General features: G+C 61.8%; 21 protein-coding genes. 16 read left to right on the top strand and 5 right to left on the bottom strand.

Going from position 1 to position 22181, the window contains the following annotated elements; genetic code table 11:
* Positions 1–45: 45 nt before the first annotated feature.
* Complete coding sequence (locus tag BLQ92_RS02050; protein WP_090681120.1) at positions 46–270, top strand: DUF3717 domain-containing protein; 225 nt, start codon at positions 46–48, stop codon at positions 268–270.
* 78 nt (positions 271–348) lie between these two features.
* On the opposite strand, the gene BLQ92_RS02055 is transcribed toward BLQ92_RS02050, so the two are convergent.
* The gene (locus BLQ92_RS02055; protein WP_090681123.1) at positions 349–735 is read right to left on the bottom strand and encodes a 4a-hydroxytetrahydrobiopterin dehydratase; all 387 of its coding nucleotides are present in this window, start codon (positions 733–735) and stop codon (positions 349–351) included.
* A 46-nt stretch (positions 736–781) separates the two neighbouring features.
* On the bottom strand, positions 782–1672 hold the full coding sequence (phhA, locus tag BLQ92_RS02060) for a phenylalanine 4-monooxygenase (RefSeq protein WP_090681125.1): 891 nt from the start codon (positions 1670–1672) through the stop codon (positions 782–784).
* Positions 1673–1811: 139 nt separating this feature from the next.
* Between phhA and BLQ92_RS02065 the strand changes: the two genes are divergently transcribed.
* Entirely contained in the window at positions 1812–2303 is a 492-nt protein-coding gene (locus BLQ92_RS02065) for an Lrp/AsnC family transcriptional regulator (protein WP_090681128.1), read from the top strand.
* Between the two features lie 84 nt (positions 2304–2387).
* On the opposite strand, the gene BLQ92_RS02070 is transcribed toward BLQ92_RS02065, so the two are convergent.
* The gene (locus BLQ92_RS02070) at positions 2388–2924 is read right to left on the bottom strand and encodes a class IV adenylate cyclase (RefSeq protein ID WP_090681130.1); all 537 of its coding nucleotides are present in this window, start codon (positions 2922–2924) and stop codon (positions 2388–2390) included.
* A 209-nt stretch (positions 2925–3133) separates the two neighbouring features.
* Entirely contained in the window at positions 3134–4033 is a 900-nt protein-coding gene (locus BLQ92_RS02075; RefSeq protein ID WP_090681133.1) for a LysR family transcriptional regulator, read from the bottom strand.
* Between the two features lie 150 nt (positions 4034–4183).
* Between BLQ92_RS02075 and BLQ92_RS02080 the strand changes: the two genes are divergently transcribed.
* The 8 genes from BLQ92_RS02080 to BLQ92_RS39170 all read left to right on the top strand — a co-directional run bounded on the left by BLQ92_RS02080 (position 4184) and on the right by BLQ92_RS39170 (position 13700).
* Complete coding sequence (locus BLQ92_RS02080) at positions 4184–5707, top strand: CoA-acylating methylmalonate-semialdehyde dehydrogenase (RefSeq protein ID WP_090681135.1); 1524 nt, start codon at positions 4184–4186, stop codon at positions 5705–5707.
* Positions 5708–6500: 793 nt separating this feature from the next.
* Positions 6501–8222 carry a GMC family oxidoreductase gene (locus BLQ92_RS02090; RefSeq protein ID WP_090681139.1) on the top strand — a complete coding sequence of 574 codons (1722 nt, stop codon included), beginning with the start codon at positions 6501–6503 and terminating at the stop codon, positions 8220–8222.
* 242 nt (positions 8223–8464) lie between these two features.
* Positions 8465–9244 (top strand): ABC transporter ATP-binding protein, encoded by a 780-nt coding sequence (locus BLQ92_RS02095; RefSeq protein WP_090681142.1) that lies wholly within the window; start codon positions 8465–8467, stop codon positions 9242–9244.
* Positions 9241–9999, top strand: coding sequence for an ABC transporter ATP-binding protein (locus BLQ92_RS02100; protein ID WP_090681144.1), 759 nt, complete (start codon positions 9241–9243; stop codon positions 9997–9999). The genes BLQ92_RS02095 and BLQ92_RS02100 overlap by 4 nt, the downstream gene beginning before the upstream one ends.
* A gap of 62 nt (positions 10000–10061) precedes the next feature.
* Positions 10062–11276, top strand: coding sequence for an ABC transporter substrate-binding protein (locus BLQ92_RS02105; protein ID WP_090681147.1), 1215 nt, complete (start codon positions 10062–10064; stop codon positions 11274–11276).
* Positions 11277–11469: 193 nt separating this feature from the next.
* Positions 11470–12354 (top strand): branched-chain amino acid ABC transporter permease, encoded by an 885-nt coding sequence (locus BLQ92_RS02110; protein WP_090681149.1) that lies wholly within the window; start codon positions 11470–11472, stop codon positions 12352–12354.
* The gene (locus BLQ92_RS02115; protein ID WP_090681152.1) at positions 12354–13325 is read left to right on the top strand and encodes a branched-chain amino acid ABC transporter permease; all 972 of its coding nucleotides are present in this window, start codon (positions 12354–12356) and stop codon (positions 13323–13325) included. The genes BLQ92_RS02110 and BLQ92_RS02115 overlap by 1 nt, the downstream gene beginning before the upstream one ends.
* A gap of 183 nt (positions 13326–13508) precedes the next feature.
* Positions 13509–13700 carry a hypothetical protein gene (locus BLQ92_RS39170; RefSeq protein ID WP_143016497.1) on the top strand — a complete coding sequence of 64 codons (192 nt, stop codon included), beginning with the start codon at positions 13509–13511 and terminating at the stop codon, positions 13698–13700.
* Positions 13701–13828: 128 nt separating this feature from the next.
* On the opposite strand, the gene BLQ92_RS39820 is transcribed toward BLQ92_RS39170, so the two are convergent.
* Complete coding sequence (locus BLQ92_RS39820; protein ID WP_175771955.1) at positions 13829–13999, bottom strand: hypothetical protein; 171 nt, start codon at positions 13997–13999, stop codon at positions 13829–13831.
* 254 nt (positions 14000–14253) lie between these two features.
* Between BLQ92_RS39820 and BLQ92_RS02120 the strand changes: the two genes are divergently transcribed.
* From BLQ92_RS02120 to rsmG, 6 genes are all read left to right on the top strand, one after another.
* Positions 14254–15414, top strand: a complete 1161-nt coding sequence (locus BLQ92_RS02120; protein WP_090681155.1) for an ABC transporter substrate-binding protein — start codon at positions 14254–14256, stop codon at positions 15412–15414.
* A gap of 276 nt (positions 15415–15690) precedes the next feature.
* The gene (locus BLQ92_RS02125) at positions 15691–16746 is read left to right on the top strand and encodes a branched-chain amino acid ABC transporter permease (protein ID WP_090681157.1); all 1056 of its coding nucleotides are present in this window, start codon (positions 15691–15693) and stop codon (positions 16744–16746) included.
* Between the two features lie 4 nt (positions 16747–16750).
* Positions 16751–18535, top strand: coding sequence for a branched-chain amino acid ABC transporter ATP-binding protein/permease (locus BLQ92_RS02130; protein WP_090681160.1), 1785 nt, complete (start codon positions 16751–16753; stop codon positions 18533–18535).
* An 11-nt stretch (positions 18536–18546) separates the two neighbouring features.
* Positions 18547–19299: an ABC transporter ATP-binding protein gene (locus tag BLQ92_RS02135; RefSeq protein ID WP_175772087.1), complete on the top strand. Its 753-nt coding sequence runs from the start codon at positions 18547–18549 to the stop codon at positions 19297–19299.
* 174 nt (positions 19300–19473) lie between these two features.
* Complete coding sequence (mnmG, locus tag BLQ92_RS02140; protein ID WP_090681166.1) at positions 19474–21441, top strand: tRNA uridine-5-carboxymethylaminomethyl(34) synthesis enzyme MnmG; 1968 nt, start codon at positions 19474–19476, stop codon at positions 21439–21441.
* A complete protein-coding gene (gene rsmG / locus BLQ92_RS02145; RefSeq protein ID WP_090681168.1) occupies positions 21438–22145 on the top strand; it encodes a 16S rRNA (guanine(527)-N(7))-methyltransferase RsmG in 708 nt (235 codons plus the stop codon). Before mnmG ends, rsmG begins: the two co-directional genes overlap by 4 nt.
* The last annotated feature ends 36 nt before the right edge of the window (positions 22146–22181 follow it).

The following is a 22181-nucleotide window of genomic DNA, read 5'->3' on the forward strand; positions in this document are numbered from 1 at the left end:
GCGCCGCCGCCGTGCCTGCGCGGCCATGGAGCGATCACGAAAGTCATGTCCGATATTACGATCCACGAACTGGAAGCCGCGATCAACTTCTGGCGCGCCCGCTCACCTTCGAGCGGCGACGAACTCGTTCTGTGCAAGGAGGCAAGCGCGCTCTCCAAGCCGTATGCGCTGATGATTGTACAGCGTCAGGCCGTGCTATCACCGGAAGGTTTGGACGGGACTGCCCAGGAAGCATGGAATTCTTACGTTCGCCTTAAGAATGGCCTGTAGAAGTGAAGGTTTGCGCGCCAAAACCCCTGCAAAGTCCTTTCATGCTACTGCAAACGCTGGGCTTCGTGCCTCTCATGGTTAGCCCTGCTGTGACCCTTTGGCGACCTGATCGATAAAACGCGCCAGCAAGATATCGCGCTCCGTCAGACCGCTTGCCTCGTGGGTCGAGAGCGTGATTTCCACCTTGTTGTAGACGTTGAACCATTCCGGGTGATGGTCCATTTCCTGGGCCTTGATTGCCACCCGCGTCATGAAGCCGAACGCCTCGTTAAAATCGGTAAACTTAAAATGCCGCTGGATTGCGTCCCGGCCCGCCACGGCCACCCAACCGTGCAGTTGGGCCAATTGTGTGGAACGCTCTTCGGAAGTGAGTTTGTGAATCATGAGGGTGCCTCGCTTGGTCTGGTGACGCGCTAAAGCGCGTCCGGTTGGCCGGCCGCGCGCCCGCGTCGACGCGGTGCGCACGGCGCAGCCATCTGGCTATTTTTTCACGGATCGGCACGCGCCGCTTTCAGACATCCCCGTCGAACTGCCAGCCTTCCTGGTTGCCGCGATTGAGCACGCGATCGGAGTCCAGCACGGCGCCTGCCGGGTACGGCGGCGCATCGACGAGTTTGGCCAGCAAGGGATTGAGATCGGTACTCGCCAGCTCGAACAGTTGCGTGAAATCGTCGAGCACGAAGTAGGTCTTCTGGAACGTGTCGATCCGGTAGCGCGTTTGCATCACGCGTGCGAGGTCAAAGCCGAGCCGGTTCGGCGCGGCACTCTCCAGGCTGTAGAGCGTCTCGCTCTTGCTCGAGACGATTCCCGCGCCGTAGATCTGCACGCCGCCTGGGCTCGCCGCATCGCGGATCAGGCCGAATTCCACCGTGTACCAATAGAGCCGCGCGAGCAGCGGCAGGGCGCCCAGGTTGTCTGATGCTAACGCCGCGCGGCCATAGGCTTGCATGTAGTCGGCGAACACCGGATTGATCAGCAGCGGCACATGGCCGAACAGGTCGTGGAAACAGTCCGGCTCCTGCAAGTAGTCGAGCTGATCGGGGCGGCGCATCCACCATGTCACCGGAAAGCGACGGTTCGCCAGATGCTCGAAGAACACCTGCTCCGGCACGAGCCCGGGCACCGCGACGATTTCCCAGCCGGTGGCGGGCGTAAGCTGGGCATTGATTGCGGCAAACGACGGTACGCGCTCAGCCGACAGGTTCAGACGCTCGACGCCCTCCAGAAACGCGTCGCAAACCCGGCCCTTCAGCAAGGCGGTCTGGCGCGTGTAGAGCTGCTTCCACACCGCGTGGTCGACGGCGCCGTAGCGATGCAAGGGCTGGTCGATGGTGAAGTCGGCGCGGGTCTCGAGGCCGGCGTCGAATTGCTCCTGCAGTTTGGCGGTGTTGGTACTGGACATGATGCGGCTCTCTTAAGGCGCTGTTTCAATGTGACCAGTGTAGAGCGGGTTCACTGCGGGAAGGGCGCAAAGAGAGCGTAAATATCGCGATGTATGCAATAATTGTGCATCAAATACTAGATTGATGCGGAGATTCATCATGCTTGAACTTGATCACTTCGATCTCGCGCTGCTGGAGGTCTTGCAGCGCTTCGGCCGGGCGACTCATCAGCAACTCGGCGAGCAGGTGCCGCTGTCGCCGTCGCAGATCGGCCGGCGCTTGCAGCGCCTGGAACAGACGGGCGTGGTGGACGGCTATCGTGTCGTGCTGCGGCCGGAGAAGCTAGGCCTTGGCGTGACGGCGTTTACGAGTCTCAAGCTCAAGCATCACGGCGATTCGATCGTCGAGCAGTTCCAGCAACAGATCGACGTGTTGCCCGAAGTGCTGGAGTGCCACGCGGTGGTGGGCGACGCGGATTATCTCCTGCGCATCGTCGCGCCGGATCTGAACGCGCTGTCGTCATTTGTGATGAAGAAGCTGATGCGGGTGCCCGGTGTGGATAGCGTGCGCTCGAATATCGTGCTGACCACATTCAAGCGCAATGGACCGCTGCCGTTGGGGCATCTGGCGCCGGGAGCGGCTGCTAGCTGAGGCGGCGGGACCGCTGCGCTGGGCGATCCCGCTCTACTGCATTGATGCTGTGCTGTGGCGCCGAACCGGCGCCTATGAACGTGCTTACGCCGCCTGGCGCGGTTCGCTGTCGGGACTAAGCAGATCCACATAAGCGACCGCCACCAGATCCGATTCCGGCACGCCTAGCTTGGCGAACATCTCACGCGCTTCGGCGTGCCCGCCTTCCTCGTCGTCGTCCTGGGCGAGGAGCACTTCCAGTTCGACAAAGTCGCCCAGACCGTCTACCCGGTCGAGGTGAATCCGCGTGCGTCCGGTCGTGAACACGTGGCGTTCCTTCGTGACGATGCCGCGCGTGGTCAGGGCGGTGGCGAGCAGCGAGTGCATGGCTTCCGGATTGGTCACCGGGCTGCGCGTGTAGTACGAGGCCTTCGGGCCGTCACGATCGTCGCGCTGATAGAAGATCAGTTCGGCCGGTGTGCCGTCGTCGAACTGACGCAGTTTCAGCCGTCCGCGCGGCACGTCGTAGAAGAAGTCCTGCTGGCGGAAAATCAGCGGAGCCTCGGGCGAAAGTTCGGCGGCGCGTTCGCGGAGTTGATCGAAGTGCTGGGCGCGGGCTTTGATTTCGATGTTGCGTGCCATGTCAGGCTCCTGTGGAAGGATGGATTGTCGACGGCTTCAGGTGGGGCAGGGGCGAAGCGCGCCGGGAAGGACAAACTCGAACGAAACTTCAAGCAAAGGCGGGCGCAGACCACACGCGCAAACCCCGAATCTAGCAAAAAGCGCGTGACGATGGTGTTACGGCGTCTGCGATCCTCTGCCGCAGGGGAAGAGGCTGTCATGAGTGCGGCTCATATCGCCCATTGCTGCTCGATCAGTTTGAGCGCGGCGGCGATCGCCGGATCATCCTGGCGGGCGGCCAGCGTGACGAAGCTCAACTGGGTCGGCACCGTGACACCTTCGACGATCGTCAGCGCGTGAGCATGTGCCTCGGCTATGGCAATGGCATCGCGCGCGAGGGTGAGGCCGACGCCCGATTTGACCAGATCGAGCATCGACGGCTCCTGATCGACCTCGGCGACCTTGACCGGTTTGACCCCGGCATCGGCGAAACGCCGCGACAGCAGCCGGTGATGCGCGGAGGCGGGCGGCGTCCAGATCCACGGCAGTGCGGCAAGCGAACGCCAGTCGCGCGCGCCTTTCACCCGATCTTTCCAGCCGGCGGGCGCGAGCACGCGGTACTGAAAATGCGTGAGCGTGACCGCATGAAACGCAGCACCATCACGCGCATCGTCTTCCGACGGCTGGCCGATGTAATAACCGACATCGAGCTCGCCGGCGCGGATCTGCTCCAGCACCCAGCCGGACATGCCATGCCGCAGGGCCGTTTCGATATGCGGCCAGGTTTCTACGAGCTGCTTGAGAAAGCCACCCAGGCGCAGGAATTCAGGATCGAGGATGGTGCCGATGCGCAGCCGCCCGCGCACCTCGTGACGCAGCGAAGCGGCGGCGCGCTGCACGTCGCCGGCGGCGCCGAGCGCGCGTTCCGCATGCGGCAGCAAGGCCTGGCCATCGCGCGTCAGGGACAGCCCGTGCGAGGTGCGCGTGAATAGCGTGAGCCCGAGCGTTTCCTGCAGATGCTTGATCTGCAGGCTGACGGCCGGTTGGGTGAGATGCAGTTGCACCGCGGCCCGGGTGAGGTTGCCCTCATGGGCGACGGTGACGAACGCACGCAGCAGGGTTAGGTCCATCCCCTGATATTAGCGCGCCTTATAGCGCAATTGAGCATTACTCATTGGATTTAGAAGGGGGTTGGCGATTACGCTGCGAACATCGCGAGGCACGGCAGCAGGATAGTAGGTGACTGACGCGAGCTAATTCATCGGACGAGGCAGACAAACATGAGCGAGACACATCGGAGCGAGACGCGCGCCCGCGCGCTGACCCATTTCATCAACGGCCAGGCGATTGACGGTACCAGCGACCGTTACGGCGACGTGTTCAATCCGGCGCTCGGCTCGGTGAGCGCACGCGTACCGCTGGCTAGCGTGGCGGAGGTCGGCGCGGCGGTGGCGGCTGCCAAGGCGGCGTTTCCGGCATGGAGCGAAACGGCGCCGATCAAGCGCGCCCGGGTGCTGTTCAAGTTCAAGGAATTGCTGGACCGCCACCACGACGAGCTGGCCGAGTTGATCACGCGCGAACACGGCAAGGTGTTTTCGGACGCAAAAGGCGAGGTGATGCGCGGCATCGAGGTGGTCGAGTTTGCCTGCGGCATCCCGAACCTCCTGAAGACGGACTTCACGGACCAGATTGGCGGCGGCATCGACAACTGGAACCTGCGTCAGCCGCTGGGCGTGGTGGCGGGGATTACGCCGTTCAACTTCCCGATGATGGTGCCGTGCTGGATGTTTCCGGTAGCGATCGCATGCGGCAACACGTTTGTGCTGAAGCCGTCGGAGCGCGATCCGTCGGCGTCGATTCGTCTGGCCGAACTACTGAAGGAAGCGGGTTTGCCGGATGGCGTGTTTAACGTCGTGCACGGCGACAAGGTGGCGGTTGATGCACTGCTGGCGCATCCGGAGGTGAGTGCGTTGTCGTTTGTCGGCTCGACGCCGATTGCGGAGTACATCTATACGGAAGGCACGAAGCGCGGCAAGCGGGTGCAGGCGCTAGGCGGGGCGAAGAACCATCTGGTGGTGATGCCGGATGCGGACCTGGACCAGGCGGTAGATGCGCTGATTGGCGCGGCGTATGGCTCGGCCGGCGAGCGTTGCATGGCGATTTCAGTTGCTGTCGCGGTGGGGCATATTGCCGATGAGCTGGTTGAACGGCTCACGCCGCGGGTGAAGACGCTGAAGATTCGCAACGGGATGGAGTCGGACGCGGAGATGGGGCCACTCGTTACTGGCGCGCATCGCGCGAAGGTTGAGGGGTATATCGAAGCCGGTATCGCTGAGGGTGCAAAGCTGGTCGTTGATGGCCGTGGGCATCAGGTGGATGGGCATGAGCAAGGGTTTTTCCTTGGCGGCACGCTGTTCGACGATGTGCAGACTGGGATGAAGGTTTATCGGGAAGAGATTTTCGGGCCGGTGCTCTGTGTGGTTCGGGTTCCTGACTTTGCATCAGCGGTTGAGCTCATTAATGCTAATGAGTTTGCTAATGGGGTGGCGTGTTTCACTTCCGACGGCGGTGTGGCCAGAGCGTTTTCTCGGCAGATTCAGATTGGGATGGTCGGCATTAATGTTCCTATTCCTGTGCCTATGGCCTGGCATTCTTTTGGTGGGTGGAAGAGGTCGTTGTTTGGGGATCATCATGCCTACGGCGAAGAAGGGGTGAGGTTTTACACTCGGTATAAGAGCATCATGCAGCGGTGGCCCGATAGTATTGCTAAGGGGGCTGAGTTTACGATGCCTGTGGCTAAGTAGGTTTTTTGGGTTTGCCTGCGGCGTTTGGTTGGTGTTCCTACCGCGTTGGCCTTTCCTTGCATTCTTATCGGTCTATTAGCTTCGCCCCTGTGCGGGGCGGCACTTACTTTCTTTGCCGCCGCAAAGAAAGTAAGCAAAGAAAGCGGGCTCACACCGCTAGCTTGTAGGTGTCCATCACTTGTGTGAACGCGGAGTGGTCCGAAGACGAGTTCGTCCCTCGCGCCGCCCACGTTAGTGACACGGGGCTCATTCATCCCGCCAGCGCACTGCATGCGCGGCGGATGGGTCTGCGAATGGTGGGGTGCCAGATCTATCTGGTTTGCCAGCGCGACGAAGTGTTGGGATGCCAAGTCTAGCTGGTGGCGATAGCGGGACTAAGTTTGGATAACTAAACAGGAAAGTTACAAAGCGAGCGGATCGACGAGGAGTTATGCCGATCGGCGGGGCGCGTAGCGCGATGCTGGAGCGGATGAGTGCTTTGTCACTAACGGGGGTGGTGCGAGAGGAGGTCTTGTCTTGGGCCGTTCCCGTTAGCAGACCGAGATGGCTCACTAAGAGCTAGCGGAGTGAAGCCCGCTTTCTTTGCTTACTTTCTTTGCGGCGGCAAAGAAAGTAAGTGCCGCCCCGCACAGGGGCGAAGCTAATAGACCGATAAGAAAGCAAGGAAAGGCCAACACCGCAGGAACACCGACTAGCGCCGCGCAGGCAAAAGGAATCACCTTCCGCTTGAACACACGGCGGAAGCCGACCAAAGCCGAATGCCACGAACGGTGGCTCGACAAGGAGACAAAGGGTGAGTACTCACAGCAACACAGGCCCGCGCAGCGCGAGCACGAGAACGCTTGAAGGCGAGTTCGACTACATCATAGTGGGCGCCGGCACAGCCGGCTGTGTCCTGGCAAACCGCCTGAGCGAAGACCCAGAAATCTCAGTACTTCTACTAGAAGCCGGCGGCAAAGACGACTACCACTGGATCCACATCCCGGTAGGATACCTCTACTGCATAGGCAACCCCCGCACCGACTGGCTCTACAAAACCCGGGAAGAACCCGGCCTGAACGGCCGCTCCCTCTCATATCCCCGCGGCAGAGTCCTCGGCGGCAGCTCCTCAATCAACGGCATGATCTACATGCGCGGCCAGCGCGAAGACTACGACGAATGGGCTCGCGTCACCAATGACCCAGCATGGTCCTGGTCCAACGTCCTCCCCATCTTCAAACGCAGCGAGGACTACTACGGCGGAGCCAACGAATCCCACGGCGCCGGCGGCCCGTGGCGCGTCGAAAAGCAGCGCCTCAAATGGAAAATCCTCGAAACCTTCTCGCAAGCCGCTCAACAAACTGGCATCCCCGCCACCGATGACTTCAATCGCGGTGACAACGCCGGTGTCGGCTACTTCGATGTCAACCAGAAACGCGGCATCCGTTGGAACGCGTCCAAGGCCTTTCTGCGCCCCGCGCTCAAACGCCCCAATCTGACCATCATCACCGGCGCCCTCACGCAGCGCGTCGTGTTCGATGGGCGCCGCTGCACCGGTGTCGAATATCGCGGCAATGACACCGATTATTTCGCCAAGGCCCGCTGTGAAGTCATCCTCAGCGCCGGCGCGGTCAACTCGCCGCAATTGCTCGAACTCTCCGGGATCGGCAACGGCGTGCGGCTGCAAAACCTCGGTATCGATGTCGTTCAGGATCTGCCCGGCGTCGGTGAGAATCTCCAGGATCATCTGCAGTTGCGCATGGCGTACAAGGTCGATGGCGTGCGCACCCTCAATACCGCTTCCGCACACTGGTGGGGCAAGCTCATGATCGGTCTGCAGTACGCGCTGTTTCAAAGCGGACCGATGTCGATGTCGCCGTCCCAGCTCGGTGCGTTTGCGAAATCGGATCCCGATGACCGCGCGCTCACGCGGCCCGATCTCGAGTATCACGTGCAGCCTCTCTCGCTCGATCGCTTCGGCGAGCCGCTGCATCGCTTCAACGCGTTCACCGCGTCGGTGTGCCAGCTACGTCCCACCTCGCGCGGCAGTATTCATATCACCTCGCCCGAGGCCGATTCGCCGCCGCTGATCGCGCCTGACTATCTGTCCACCGATTACGACCGGCATGTCGCCGCCAATGCGTTGCGTCTCACCCGGCGCATTGCTGCTGCGCCTGCACTGGCCCCGTATCGGCCGCAGGAAATTCTCCCGGGTATCGAGTTTCAAACCGAGGAAGAGCTTCAGCAGGCTGCCAGTAAGGTGGGTACGACCATCTTTCATCCGGTCGGCACCTGCCGCATGGGTACCGCGGACGATCCCGCGGCCGTCGTCGACCAGCGCCTGCGTGTAATCGGAGTCGAGGGTTTGCGTGTAGTCGATGCTTCGGTCATGCCCACGATCACCTCCGGCAACACCAACTCGCCGACGCTCATGATCGCCGAGCGCGCGAGCGACATGATTCGCGAGGATCGTCGCGCGCGCCTTGTTGCGCAGGCGTCGCCGAGCCCTTCGGCGGCGTCGATGTCCATTGCGTGACAGGCAAGCCCGGAGCGCGCCGCGGCTTGCCGGCGCGCTCCACATACTAAGTGCAAATCCCAATGAATGCGCTGCATCATTGGCGCGACAATGGCGCCATGCTGCGTGGGTCACCATGGATTACCGTCCGCATTGGTGCAGCACGCCAACGATCGACACGGGGGTGTCGTCGCCATCACACGTCGCGCAGCCTCTGGCGCGGAAGATCGTAGTGCTTCGCCTCACCTCGCATGGAAGGGAACATGATTCTCGGCGATACGATTCTCGAAACGCGCGGGCTAACGAGGGAGTTCAAGGGCTTTGTCGCCGTCAATGGCGTCAACCTGCGCGTACGCCGTGGCTCGATTCATGCGTTGATCGGCCCGAACGGCGCCGGTAAAACCACTTGCTTCAATCTGTTGACCAAATTTCTTGTGCCCACCTCCGGGCAGATCGTCTACAACGGTGTCGACATTACGCGCGAACGGCCGGCAGAAATCGCCCGGCGCGGCATCATTCGCTCGTTTCAGATTTCTGCCGTATTTCCACATTTGACGGCATTGCAGAACGTGCGCATCGGTTTGCAGCGCGCCTTGGGCACCGCATTTCACTTCTGGAAGAGCGAGCGCTCGCTGCATCAACTCGATGACCGCGCCATGGATCTGCTGACTCAGGTCGGTTTGACCGATTTCGCCGACGTGCCAACGGTCGAGTTGTCGTATGGCCGCAAGCGTGCCCTCGAAATCGCCACCACGCTCGCGATGGAACCGGAACTGATGCTGCTCGACGAGCCGACCCAGGGCATGGGACACGAAGACGTCGATCGCGTTACCGCGCTGATCAAGAAGGTCTCGAGCGGCCGCACCATCCTGATGGTCGAACACAACATGAACGTGATTGCCGGCATCTCCGATACGATCACCGTTCTGCAGCGCGGCGAGGTGCTCGCCGAGGGCACCTACGCGGAAGTATCGAAGAGTCCGCTCGTGATGCAAGCCTATATGGGCAGTGCCGATGTCACGCTCGCCGGAGCGCACGCATGAATACGATTGCGGAGCGGGAGAACGTCGAAGTGAGCGAGGTCGCGAACGCAGAGCCCGCACTGGAGATCGCGGGTCTGCAGGCTTGGTACGGCGAATCCCACATATTGCATGGAGTCGACCTGACCGTGAACCGCGGTGAGGTCGTTACGCTGCTGGGCCGCAATGGCGCCGGGCGCACGACTACGCTGCGCGCGATCATGGGGCTCACCGGCCGGCGTACCGGTTCGATTCGTGTCGGTGGGCGCGAGACGATCGACATGCCGACCCATCGCATCGCGCATTGCGGCATTGGCTATTGCCCGGAAGAGCGCGGCATCTTTTCGAGCCTCTCATGTGAAGAGAACCTGTTGCTGCCGCCGCCGGTCGGCGACACCGCGCACATGATGTCGCTCGATGAAATCTACGCGATGTTCCCGAACCTGCAGGAACGCCGCATGAGCCAGGGCACGCGGCTCTCGGGAGGGGAGCAGCAGATGCTGGCGGTGGCCCGCATCCTGCGCACCGGCGCGAACCTGTTGTTGCTCGACGAAATCTCCGAGGGCCTCGCACCTGTCATCGTGCAGGCGCTCGCGCGCATGATCGTGACGCTCAAGGCGCGCGGCTACACGGTCGTGATGGTCGAACAGAATTTCCGCTTTGCCGCGCCGCTCGCCGACCGCTTCTACGTGATGGAGCATGGCGGCATCGTCGAGCACTTCGGCGCCAGCGAACTCGAAAGCAAGATGCCGGCGCTGCACGACCTGCTGGGCGTCTAGGCTATAGCGATAGCCGCCTGATTGCCTCTGATAACCACAAGCAAGGAAACAAGGAGACAGCAATGAAAATGAAAACCCTCGCGCGACTTTCGGCATTCTGCTTTGCAGCCGCGGCCAGCGCCGCGCTGACGATGGGTAGCGCGCGAGCCGCCGACGACGCAGTCAAGATCGGCTTCATCACGGATATGTCGGGCCTGTACGCCGATATCGACGGGCAGGGCGGCCTCGAAGCGATCCGCATGGCGGTGGCCGACTTCGGCGGCAAGGTCAACGGCAAGCCGATCCAGGTCGTGTACGCAGACCATCAGAACAAGGCCGATATCGCCGCCTCGCGGGCACGCGAGTGGTTCGACCGCGACGGCGTCGACATGCTGATCGGCGGCACCAACTCGGCCACGGGTCTGTCGATGAATCAGGTGGCGGGCGAAAAGCACAAGGTCTTTATCAGTATCGGCGCGGGCGCTGATACGCTGACCAATGAACAATGCACGCCGTACACGGTGCACTACGCGTACGACACGACTGCGCTCGCCAAGGGCACCGGTTCGGCGGTGACCAAGCAGGGCGGCAAGACGTGGTTCTTCCTGACGGCTGACTACGCGTTCGGCAAGGCGCTTGAGAAGGCTACGTCGGACGTGGTGAAGGCCAATGGCGGCCAGGTGCTCGGCGAAGTGCGGCATCCGTTGTCGGCGTCGGACTTCTCGTCGTTCCTGCTGCAGGCGCAGGCGTCGAAGGCACAGGTGTTGGGCCTCGCCAACGCCGGTGGCGACACCATCAACTCGATCAAGGCGGCCAAGGAATTCGGCATCACGAAGACCATGAAGCTCGCGGCGCTGCTGATCTTTATCGACGATATCCACAGCCTCGGTCTCGAGACGACGCAAGGCCTCGTGCTGACCGACTCCTGGTACTGGAACAAGGACGCCACCGCACGCAAGTGGTCTGAGCGCTACTTCGACAAGATGAAGAAGATGCCGTCGAGCCTGCAGGCCGCCGACTACTCGGCCACCATGACCTATCTGAAGGCGGTGCAGACGGTCGGCTCGACCGACCCGGACAAGATCATGGCGCAACTGAAGAAGACGAAGATCGACGACTTCTATGCCAAGGGCTACATCCGTGAGGACGGCAGCATGATTCACGACATGTATCTGATGCAGGTGAAGACGCCGGCCGAATCGAAAGAACCGTGGGACTACTACAAGATCACTGCGACCATTCCGGGCGAGCAGGCGTTCACGACCAAGGCGGAAACGCGCTGCGCGTTGTGGAAATGAAGCGTGGCTAATAAAGCGGTCTGCCCGCCGGCCCAGGGCGGCGTGGCAGGCGCAAGCGTTCTTCACGGCGTGGCAGGCGCAAGCGTTCTTCATACTGCGCGCGGACTGTGTTTGGGGAGCCGCGCGTGGCCGCATCGCGCGCGTCTCGATCTCACCTTGACGATGGTTTAAGGGTTAAGGGCTAAGGGGTTCAATGGAAATCTTTGGCATTCCGCTCTCGGCGATGCTGAGCCAATTGCTGCTCGGGCTCGTGAACGGCTCGTTCTACGCAATCCTCAGCCTCGGCCTCGCGATCATCTTCGGCCTGCTCAACGTGATCAACTTCGCGCACGGCGCGTTGTTCATGCTTGGCGCGATGCTCACGTGGATGGGGCTGTCGTATTTCAACCTGCCGTACTGGGTGATGATCGTGCTCGCGCCGCTGCTGGTCGGCGCGTTCGGCATTCTGATCGAACGCTCGATGCTGCGCTGGCTGTACAAGCTCGACCACCTGTACGGCCTCTTGCTGACCTTCGGGCTTACGCTGGTGGTGGAGGGCGTATTCCGTTCGATCTACGGCTCGTCCGGCCAACCCTACGATGTGCCCGAGGCGCTCTCCGGCGCAACCAATCTCGGCTTCATGTTCCTGCCGAATTACCGGGCATGGGTGGTGGCGGCTTCGCTGGTGGTCTGCTTCGCCACGTGGTTTGTGATCGAGAAGACGCGCCTCGGCGCCTATCTGCGCGCGGGCACCGAGAACCCGAAACTGGTGGAGGCGTTCGGCGTCAACGTGCCCTTGATGATCACGCTGACTTACGGCTTCGGCGTGGCGCTTGCGGCGTTTGCCGGCGTGCTTGCCGCCCCGGTGATCCAGGTGTCGCCGCTGATGGGGCAGCCGATGATCATCACCGTGTTCGCGGTGGTGGTGATCGGCGGGATGGGCTCGATCATGGGCTCGATTCTCACCGGCTTGCTGCTCGGCGTGATCGAAGGGTTCACGCGGGTGTTCTACCCCGAAGCGTCGGCGACTGTCGTCTTCGTCATAATGGCGCTGGTGTTGCTGGTGCGCCCGGCGGGTCTTTTCGGCAAGGAAAAGTGATGCAAAGAAAAGCGCTCTACGGCCTGCTGCTGCTCGTGCTGATTGCAGTGCCGTTCATTGGCATCTATCCGTTGTTCGTGATGAAGGTGCTGTGCTTCGCGCTGTTTGCCGCGGCCTTCAACCTGTTGATCGGCTACACGGGCTTGTTGTCGTTCGGGCACGCCATGTTTCTGGGCATGGCCGGCTATACCACCGGCTATGCGATCCAGACGCTCGGCTATTCGCCGGAACTGGGCGTGCTCGCCGGCACGGCGGCGGCGACCTTGCTCGGGCTGATTGTTGGCATCTTCGCCATCCGGCGTCAGGGCATTTACTTCGCCATGGTGACGCTCGCGCTCGCGCAGATGGTCTACTTCGTGTTTCTGCAGGCGCCGTTCACGCAGGGCGAAGACGGCCTGCAGGGCGTGCCGCGCGGCAAGCTGTTCGGCTTGCTGAACCTGTCGTCGGATGTGGTGCTTTACTACGTCGTGCTGGTGGTGATGGTGCTGATGTTCCTGCTGATCGTGCGTATCGTGCACTCGCCGTTCGGCCAGGTGCTGGTGGCCATCAAGGAGAACGAGCCGCGGGCGGTCTCGCTCGGCTACGATACCGACCGCTTCAAGCTGCTCGCCTTCGTGTTGTCGGCAGGCATCGCCGGGCTGGCGGGTTCGCTGAAGGTGCTGGTGCTCGGCTTCGAAACCTTGAGCGACGCGTACTGGACCATGTCGGGCCTCGTGATCCTGATGACGCTGGTGGGTGGCATGGGCACCTTGTTCGGGCCGCTGCTGGGTGCGGCGCTGATTGTGGCGCTCGAAGACCGGTTGGGTGACATCGGCGGCGCGCTGGCATCGGTGACCGGGGTGCAATGGTTCAATTCGCTGGGCGAATCGGCCACCATCGTGACGGGCCTGATCTTTATCGCTTGTGTGCTGGCGTTCCGGCGCGGGATAGTCGGCGAGATCGTGGCGCGGGTCCGGCCGCTGCGGGCATGAGCTTTAACAGGTCAAAGTGCTTCGGTGTCCGATATAAAGGCGAATAAATAGGGCCGCGCGATTGGCGAGCCCAGGCTGCCTCTAGATGCTTCACATCTGCCCCAATACAGTGCTGCGATGCACCACTAGGGTAAATGCTAGTTGTCCGGAAGGGAGCGGTTGTTTAATCTTCACGCAGTTCTGATGAACACCGAATTTGCAGGTGGAGAACGAGGAGACAATGAGGCACTAAGTGCCCAGACGAAAGCGCTGTTGGATATTGATCCAACAGCGCTTTTTATTTGTCTTTTCATAAAGCCGGCAATTCTGTTTTTCGTATTTTCCTCTGCTTCGTTCTGCGCATTTTCCGCCGGTTTTCCCACGCATTTTTCCTGATCACTCGGCCCTTATTTTTTAGCGCCGCCGACCCCGCTGTTTACCCCTCTGAGGCTTGCAAAACGCTTGCCGCAGGCCTCTTGCGTCCGCTACACTCGCCATTCACCGACCGTTGAGTCGGGGTTTATTTAGGCAGATTCACCTTCAAACGAATCACGGGGCAGCATGAGAAGCAGGATGAATTCGGCATGGTGGGCAATGAATGCGGCATTGATTGCAGCCGACATGCCGGCTTCACATGACATCTGCAAGATGAGCGCGAACGACTCAACGGGTTTGGAGCAGCGGGCGCGCGTCATGGCGCACGGGCTCGACGGTACGTTTGATCTCGTCGGCTGCTGCTGAGCGAAGGCGAATTAGCGAATCTGAACCAGACACAAGGCGCGTGCAGTTGACGCGCCTTTTTTGTTGCACGCGCGAGATGGCGGGTCCGTGGCGTGCGACGGCTGCAGGGAAAACCATGCTAGGCACATCAGAACCCGACCAATAGATTCAGACACTCGGCCCACGAGCCGGATAACAGATAGGCGCATCAAGCGTTTGGAGACAGGCAATGAAAAAGACAAAGCAGTGGGCACGCACGGCCATCGCGCTGGCGTTGGTATGCGGTACGAGCGCGGCGCTGGCGCAGGTAAAGATCGGGGTGACGCTCTCGACAACGGGACCGGCAGCGTCGCTTGGGATTCCCGAGAAGAACACCATTGCATTGCTGCCGCAGGAGATTGGCGGCAAGAGCGTGCAATACATCGTGCTCGACGACGCATCCGACACGAGCAAGGCCGTACAGAACACGCATAAGCTGATCGACGAGGATCACGTCGACGCGATTATCGGTTCGACGGTCACGCCGAATTCGCTGGCGATGCTCGACGTGGTCTCGCAAGGCAAGACGCCGATGATCTCTTTGGCGGCTTCGGCGGCGATCATCGCGCCGATGGATGCGAAGCGCGAATGGGCCTTTAAGACGCCGCAGAACGACAGCCTGATGGCCGATGCGATCGCCGGCTATATGGAGAAGCACGGCGTCAAGACGGTCGGCTTCATCGGCTTCTCGGATGCGTATGGCGAGAGCTGGTACACCGTGTTCAGCGCCGCCGCGGCCGCACATCACCTGAAGCTCGTCGCCAATGAGCGCTACAACCGCACCGATGCATCCGTCACCGGCCAGGTGCTGAAGACGATGTCCGCGAATCCCGATGCTGTATTGATCGCCGGTTCCGGCACGCCGGCGGCGCTGCCTGCCAGGACGCTGAAAGAGCGCGGCTACAAGGGCAAGATCTATCAGACCCACGGCGTCGCCAACAACGATTTCCTGCGCGTGTGCGGAAAGGACTGCGAAGGCGAGCTGCTGCCGGCCGGCCCGATTCTGGTGGCTGACCAGTTGCCGGATTCGAATCCGGTGAAGCAGTCGTCCGAGGCGTACAAGAACGCCTATGAGAAGGCGTATGGCGTGGGCTCGGTGGCGACCTTCGGCGGTCATGCATGGGATGCCGGCCAGATGTTGCAGCGGGCGATTCCGGAGGCGTTGAAGAAGGGGCAGCCGGGCACCGAGGCGTTCCGTGTGGCATTGCGTGACGCGCTTGCCAACGTCAAGGAACTGCCGCTCTCGCACGGCATCATGAACACCACGGCGACCGATCACAACGGCCTCGACAACCGCGCACGCGTGATCGTCGAGGTCGTCGACGGCAAGTGGAAGCTGCAAGCCGAGTAACGCGTTTCATCGCGCGAGGCACGCGTCTCTTGCGTCCCTCGCGCACAGCGTGCGGTGGATGACGCCGCACGGCCATTCTGTTCGATGACAATGACCTGAACCGCCGCACCGCACCGTGCTCATAAACGGTGCGGTGCGGCGCACGGGTCGTGCCGCTGTGCCGCAGTCGAACTGCGCTGCTTTCCGGCGGGCTGTCTGTCTTGCCGTCATCTCCCGCCATGACGGTTTCCCATGCAACTTATTGCGGTCGATTTCGACGTTTCAGGACGAGGAAGTATGGATCTATCTATTGCGGCGATCCTCGCGCAGGACGGCATCACCACTGGGGCGATTTACGCGTTGCTCGCGCTCGCCCTGGTGCTGGTGTTTTCCGTGACGCGGGTCATCTTCATTCCGCAGGGCGAGTTCGTCTCGTACGGCGCGCTGACGCTCGCGGCACTACAGTCGCAGAAGTTTCCGGCCACGTGCTGGTTGCTGATGGCGATGGGGGCAGCGTGCTTCGTGGTCGAGACCGCGGGGCTCGTGCGGCATCCGGAGCGGCGCACTCAAGCGGCCCGCACGCTGGTGATGCTCGCAGCGAAATACCTGCTGTTTCCGGCCGCTGTCTATGCGGTGACGCATGGCCTGTTCGCGCAACCCTTGCCGATGCTCGCGCAGATTGCATTGACGCTGCTGATCGTGATTCCGATGGGGCCGTTCGTGTACCGCCTGGCCTTCGAGCCGATCGCCGAGGGCACGACGCTGCTGCTACTGATCGTGGCGGTGGCGGTGCACTTTGCGATGGTCGGCCTCGGTCTCGTGATGTTCGGAGCGGAAGGCTCGCGCACCAACGCATTCTCGGACGCCACCTTCAACCTGGGCAGTCTGTCGATCTCCGGGCAGAGCGTATGGGTGGTCGGCACGGCGGTGGTGTTGATCGTGGCGCTGTATCTTTACTTCGACCGGTCGATCTCGGGTAAGGCGTTGCGCGCGACTTCGGTCAACCGCGTCGGCGCACGGCTGGTCGGCATCGGCACGACTCAGGCCGGCAGGCTCGCGTTCACGCTCGCAGCAGGGCTCGGAGCGCTGTGCGGCATCCTTGTCGCACCCTTGACCACCATCTACTACGACTCCGGCTTCCTGATCGGTCTGAAGGGCTTTGTGGGGGCCATCATCGGCGGGCTGGTCAGCTATCCGCTCGCGGCTGCCGGCTCGGTGCTGGTGGGCCTGCTGGAGTCGTATTCGTCGTTCTGGGCGAGTGCCTATAAGGAAGTCATTGTGTTCACGCTGATCATCCCGGTGCTGCTGTGGCGCAGTCTTGCCAGCCCGCACGCGGAAGAGGACGAGGAGTGACACGATGAAACGCATCATGCAAAACAAGTTCTTCTGGTTGTTCCTCGTGGTGATGTTCGCGCTGCCGGTGCTGCCGCAGCCGCTTCATGTGCCCGAGTACTGGGTGACGCTGCTCAATTACATCGGCCTGTATGCGATCGTGGCGATTGGTCTGGTGCTGCTGACGGGCATCGGCGGCATGACGAGCTTTGGGCAGGCGGCGTTTGTCGGCGTCGGCGCCTATACGACCGCGTTTCTGACGACGCAGTACGGCGTTTCGCCCTGGCTCGCGCTGATCGTCGGCGTGGTGCTGACCGCGCTGATCGCGCTGATGCTCGGCGCAGTGACGATGCGGCTCTCAGGACATTTCTTGCCGCTCGGCACGATTGCGTGGGGGCTCGCGCTGTTCTACCTGTTCGGCAATCTGGACATTCTCGGCAAGTACGACGGCATCAACGGCATTCCTGTGCTCAACGTGTTCGGCATCAACCTGGAATCGGGACGCCATATCTACTACCTGATCTGGGTGGTGGTGCTCGGCGCGGTGGTGTCCGTTCAGAACCTGCTTAATAGCCGGCCCGGTCGGGCGATTCGCGCGCTGCGCGGCGGCGGCGCGATGGCAGAAGCGATGGGCGTCAACACGGCATGGATGCGCGTGGTGATCTTTATCTACGCCGCCGTGCTGGCGTCTATCTCCGGTTTCCTCTACGCGCATCTGCAGCGCGCAGTGAATCCGACGCCGTTCGGTCTGAACCACGGCATCGAGTTTCTGTTCATGGCGGTGGTGGGTGGCGTCTCGCACGTCTGGGGCGCGGTGCTCGGTGCGGCGATCCTGACCATCCTGCAGGACTACCTGCAGACGTTGCTGCCCAAGCTGCTGGGGGAGAGCGGTAACTTCGAAGTGATTGTGTTCGGCGTGCTGATGGTGTTGCTGCTGCAGTACGCGCGGCAGGGTGTGTGGCCGTTCGTGGCGCGCCTCTTTCCACGTGGACCGCAGGCTCATGTGCCGGACCAGGCTGAGCCGTTGCCGCAGCGCAGCAAGCCGGCGGCCGGTGAAACGCTTTTGACCGTGGATAAGGCGCGCAAGCAGTTTGGCGGTCTGGTGGCGGTGAACGACGTCAGCTTCGAGGTGAAGGCGGGGCAGATCATCGGCCTGATTGGACCGAACGGGGCGGGCAAGTCGACCACCTTCAACCTCGTGACCGGCGTGCTGCGGGCAACCAGCGGCGAGATCACGTTCCGCGGCGAACGGATCGACGCGCTGACCTCGCGTCAGATCGTCAAGCGTGGCATTGGCCGCACGTTCCAGCACGTCAAGCTGCTGCCCGGCATGAGCGTGCTGGAGAACGTGGCGATCGGCGCGCATCTGCGCGGTCATGCCGGTGTCTGGCGCAGTGTCGCCAAGCTGAACGGTGCGGAAGAAGGGCGTCTGATGGCGGAAGCGGCCCGGCAGATCCGCCGCGTGGGACTTGAGGCCCATATGTACGACGAGGCGGGGAGTCTGGCTCTGGGGCAGCAGCGGATTCTGGAAATCGCCCGTGCCCTGTGCTGCGACCCGACGCTGCTGTTGCTCGACGAACCGGCGGCCGGTCTGCGCTATCAGGAAAAGCAGCAGCTCGCCGGCTTGCTGCGCAAGCTCAAGGAAGAGGGGATGAGCGTGCTGCTGGTCGAACACGACATGGATTTCGTGATGAATCTGACGGACCGGCTGGTGGTGATGGAGTTTGGGACGCGGATCGCGGAAGGCTTGCCGGAGGAGGTGCAGAAAGATCCGGCGGTCCTCGAAGCATACCTGGGTGGGGTGGACTGATGAGAACGATGATGAATTCCGCCGTGCCGATCCTGGACGTAGAGGGCTTATCGGTCCGCTACGGTAAGGTCGAAGCGCTGCATGGCGCCAGTATCAAGGTTAGGCCGGGGCAGATTGTCTCGGTGATTGGTCCGAACGGAGCGGGGAAGTCGACGCTGCTGAACGCGGTCATGGGCGCGTTGCCGGTGACCGGTCATGCAAAGGGTGCGATCGTCTATCACAGCGAGGATGTCAGCGCGGTACCCGTCGAAAAGCGGGTGGCGCGTGGCATGTGCCTGGTCCCGGAGAAGCGTGAGCTGTTCGCGACGATGAGTGTCGAAGACAACCTGGTGCTGGGGGCGTATCGGCGCAAGCGGGCGGGTGAGCGCAATTATCTCGACCAGCTTGAACCGGTCTTTACGCTGTTTCCGCGCTTGAAGGAGCGTCGCAAGCAGGCAGCCGGGACGTTGTCCGGTGGCGAGCGTCAGATGCTGGCAGTGGGCAGGGCGCTGATGGGCAAACCAGAGTTACTGATGCTCGACGAACCGAGCCTCGGGCTCGCGCCGCTGATCGTGAAGGAGATTTTTCACATCATTAGCGCGCTGCGTCAGACCGGGGTGGCGACGCTACTGATCGAGCAGAACGCGCGCGCGGCCCTGCAGATTTCCGACTACGGGTACGTTTTGGAGACTGGCGAGCTGGCGCTCGAGGGGCCGGCGGCCGATCTGGCGCAGAATCCTCGCGTGATCGAAACCTATCTCGGTTTAACGAAGAAGGTGGCGTAAAGCCTTCTGCTTCAACGGTTTGCAGGGAATCGAGCGGTGTGTTTCACGTGAAACACACCGCTTTTTTTGTGCCTTGGCCATTCGGACGAAATTCGGGCCAAAAGCGAACCCGCTATAATTCGCCCATACATTTTCCTTAGAAGGTTCACGCGGTGTCCCGGCGTGAGATCCGCGATGCTTTTTCCCACAGAATTTGACGTAATCGTCGTTGGCGGCGGCCATGCCGGCACCGAAGCCGCCTTGGCTTCCGCTCGCATGGGCAACAAGACGCTCCTGCTGACGCACAACATCGAAACCCTCGGCCAGATGAGCTGCAATCCGTCGATTGGCGGCATTGGCAAGGGCCATCTGGTGAAGGAAGTCGATGCGCTCGGCGGTGCGATGGCCGCAGCCACCGACGAGGGCGGTATCCAGTTCCGCATCTTGAATTCGTCTAAAGGTCCTGCCGTGCGGGCAACCCGCGCGCAGGCAGACCGACTGCTGTATAAGCAGGCCATCCGCCATCGCCTCGAGAATCAGCCGAACCTCTGGTTATTCCAGCAGGCAGTGGATGACCTGATGGTAGAGGGCGACCGGGTAGTGGGAGCGGTGACGCAGGTCGGGATTCGCTTCCGCTCACGCGCTGTCGTGCTGACGGCTGGAACCTTCCTCGACGGCAAGATTCACGTGGGTCTCAACAACTACACTGGTGGCCGTGCGGGCGATCCAGCTGCGGTGTCGTTGTCGGCGCGTCTCAAGGAGCTGAAACTGCCGCAAGGCCGGCTGAAGACGGGGACGCCGCCGCGTATCGACGGCCGCACGATCGATTTCTCGAAGCTCGAAGAGCAGCCGGGCGATCTGGATCCGGTTCCAGTGTTCTCGTTTCTGGGCCGCGTCGAGCAGCATCCGCGTCAGGTGCCGTGCTGGGTCACGCATACCAACGAGCGTACCCACGACATCATCCGCGGCGGGCTGGACCGGTCGCCGATGTACACGGGCGTCATCGAAGGGGTAGGGCCGCGCTATTGTCCGTCGATTGAGGACAAGATCCACCGGTTCGCGTCGAAGGAATCGCACCAGATCTTCCTCGAACCGGAAGGCCTGACGACCAACGAGTTCTACCCCAACGGGATCTCCACCAGCCTGCCGTTCGATGTGCAACTGGAACTGGTTCGCTCGATGGTCGGCCTCGAGCACGCGCACATTCTGCGTCCGGGCTACGCGATCGAGTACGACTATTTCGATCCGCGCGGCCTGAAGGCATCGCTGGAAACCAAGGTGATCAACGGGCTGTTCTTCGCCGGCCAGATCAATGGCACGACCGGCTATGAAGAGGCCGCGGCGCAAGGTCTGCTGGCTGGGATCAATGCGGGTCTGCATGTGCAGGGCAGGGATGCATGGTGCCCGCGCCGCGATCAGGCTTACCTCGGCGTGCTGGTCGACGATCTGGTGACGCAAGGCGTATCGGAGCCGTACCGGATGTTCACGAGCCGTGCCGAGTATCGCTTGAGCCTGCGTGAAGACAATGCGGATATGCGTCTGACGGAGATTGGCCGCGAACTCGGCGTGGTGGATGACGCCCGCTGGGATGCGTTCAGCCGCAAGCGCGACGCTGTTTCACGTGAAACAGAGCGCCTGCGTACGACGTGGGTGAATCCGAAGTCGTTGTCCGCGGAAGAGGCGACCGCCTTGCTCGGCAAGCCAATCGACCATGAATACAGCCTCGCCGATCTGCTGCGCCGTCCGGGTGTGACGTATGACGGCGTATGCGGTTTGCGCGAAGGCGCCTGTGCACCGGCCGAAATCTTGGCTGACGACGAGGTTCTGCTGGCGCAGATCAAGGAACAGATCGAGATCGGCATCAAGTATCAAGGCTATATCGAGCGTCAGGCTGGGGAAATCGAGCGCAACGAGTCGCACGAGAACACCCGTTTGCCGGAAGGGCTGGACTACGCCGAAGTGCGCGGTCTTTCTTTCGAGGCACGCCAGAAGCTGACTCAATTCCGCCCGGAAACCATCGGCCAGGCATCGCGCATTTCCGGCATCACGCCGGCTGCGATCTCGCTGTTGATGGTTCACCTGAAGCGTGGTCTCGGCCGTCGCTCGACCAAACCCGCCGGTACCGCCGATAGCGGCACCGACTCCACGCCGGTGACGCAATGACGGCTCGGCAGAAGGGGTTCGGCGGCGCGGACAGCAGGGAAGCGCTGGGGGCGTTGCTCACCGAGGGTGTCCAGGAACTGGGCCTCGATCTGAGCGATGCCCAGCAAGGCAAGCTGCTCGACTATGTTGCTTTGCTCGCCAAGTGGAATGCCGTGTACAACCTCACGGCCATCCGCGATCCGCGGCAAATGCTGATTCAGCACATTCTGGATTCGCTTTCCATCGTGCCGCATCTCAGCGGTCTCGGTCCGTCGTCTGCGCTCGACGTCGGTTCCGGCGGTGGGCTGCCGGGCATCGTGATGGCGATCGTCTTGCCTGACTGGACGGTGACGCTCAACGACATCGTTCACAAAAAGACAGCATTCCAGGCACAAGCTAAGGCGGAACTCGGCCTGACCAACCTCTCGGTGGTGACCGGCCGCGTCGAAACGCTGAAGCCTGGCGTAGAAGTGCCGGCAAAGTTTGATGTAATCGTCTCGCGCGCATTCGCAGAGCTCGCGGATTTCGTTACACTGGCCCGTCATCTGGTTGCCGAGCAGGGCGCGATCTGGGCCATGAAGGGTGTGCGCCCCGACGGCGAGATCGAACGGCTGCCGCAAGGCTCCCACGCGAAACAGATCATCCGGCTCAAGGTGCCGGCGCTCGACGCCGAACGCCATCTCGTCGAGGTGGTGCTGGACGGTGATAGCTCAGCCGCGAGTTGAGCCACGGCGAACCGAACACAAAAGCATTCCAATTCA

This window comes from Paraburkholderia phenazinium (genome assembly GCF_900100735.1).
GTDB lineage: Bacteria > Pseudomonadota > Gammaproteobacteria > Burkholderiales > Burkholderiaceae > Paraburkholderia > Paraburkholderia phenazinia.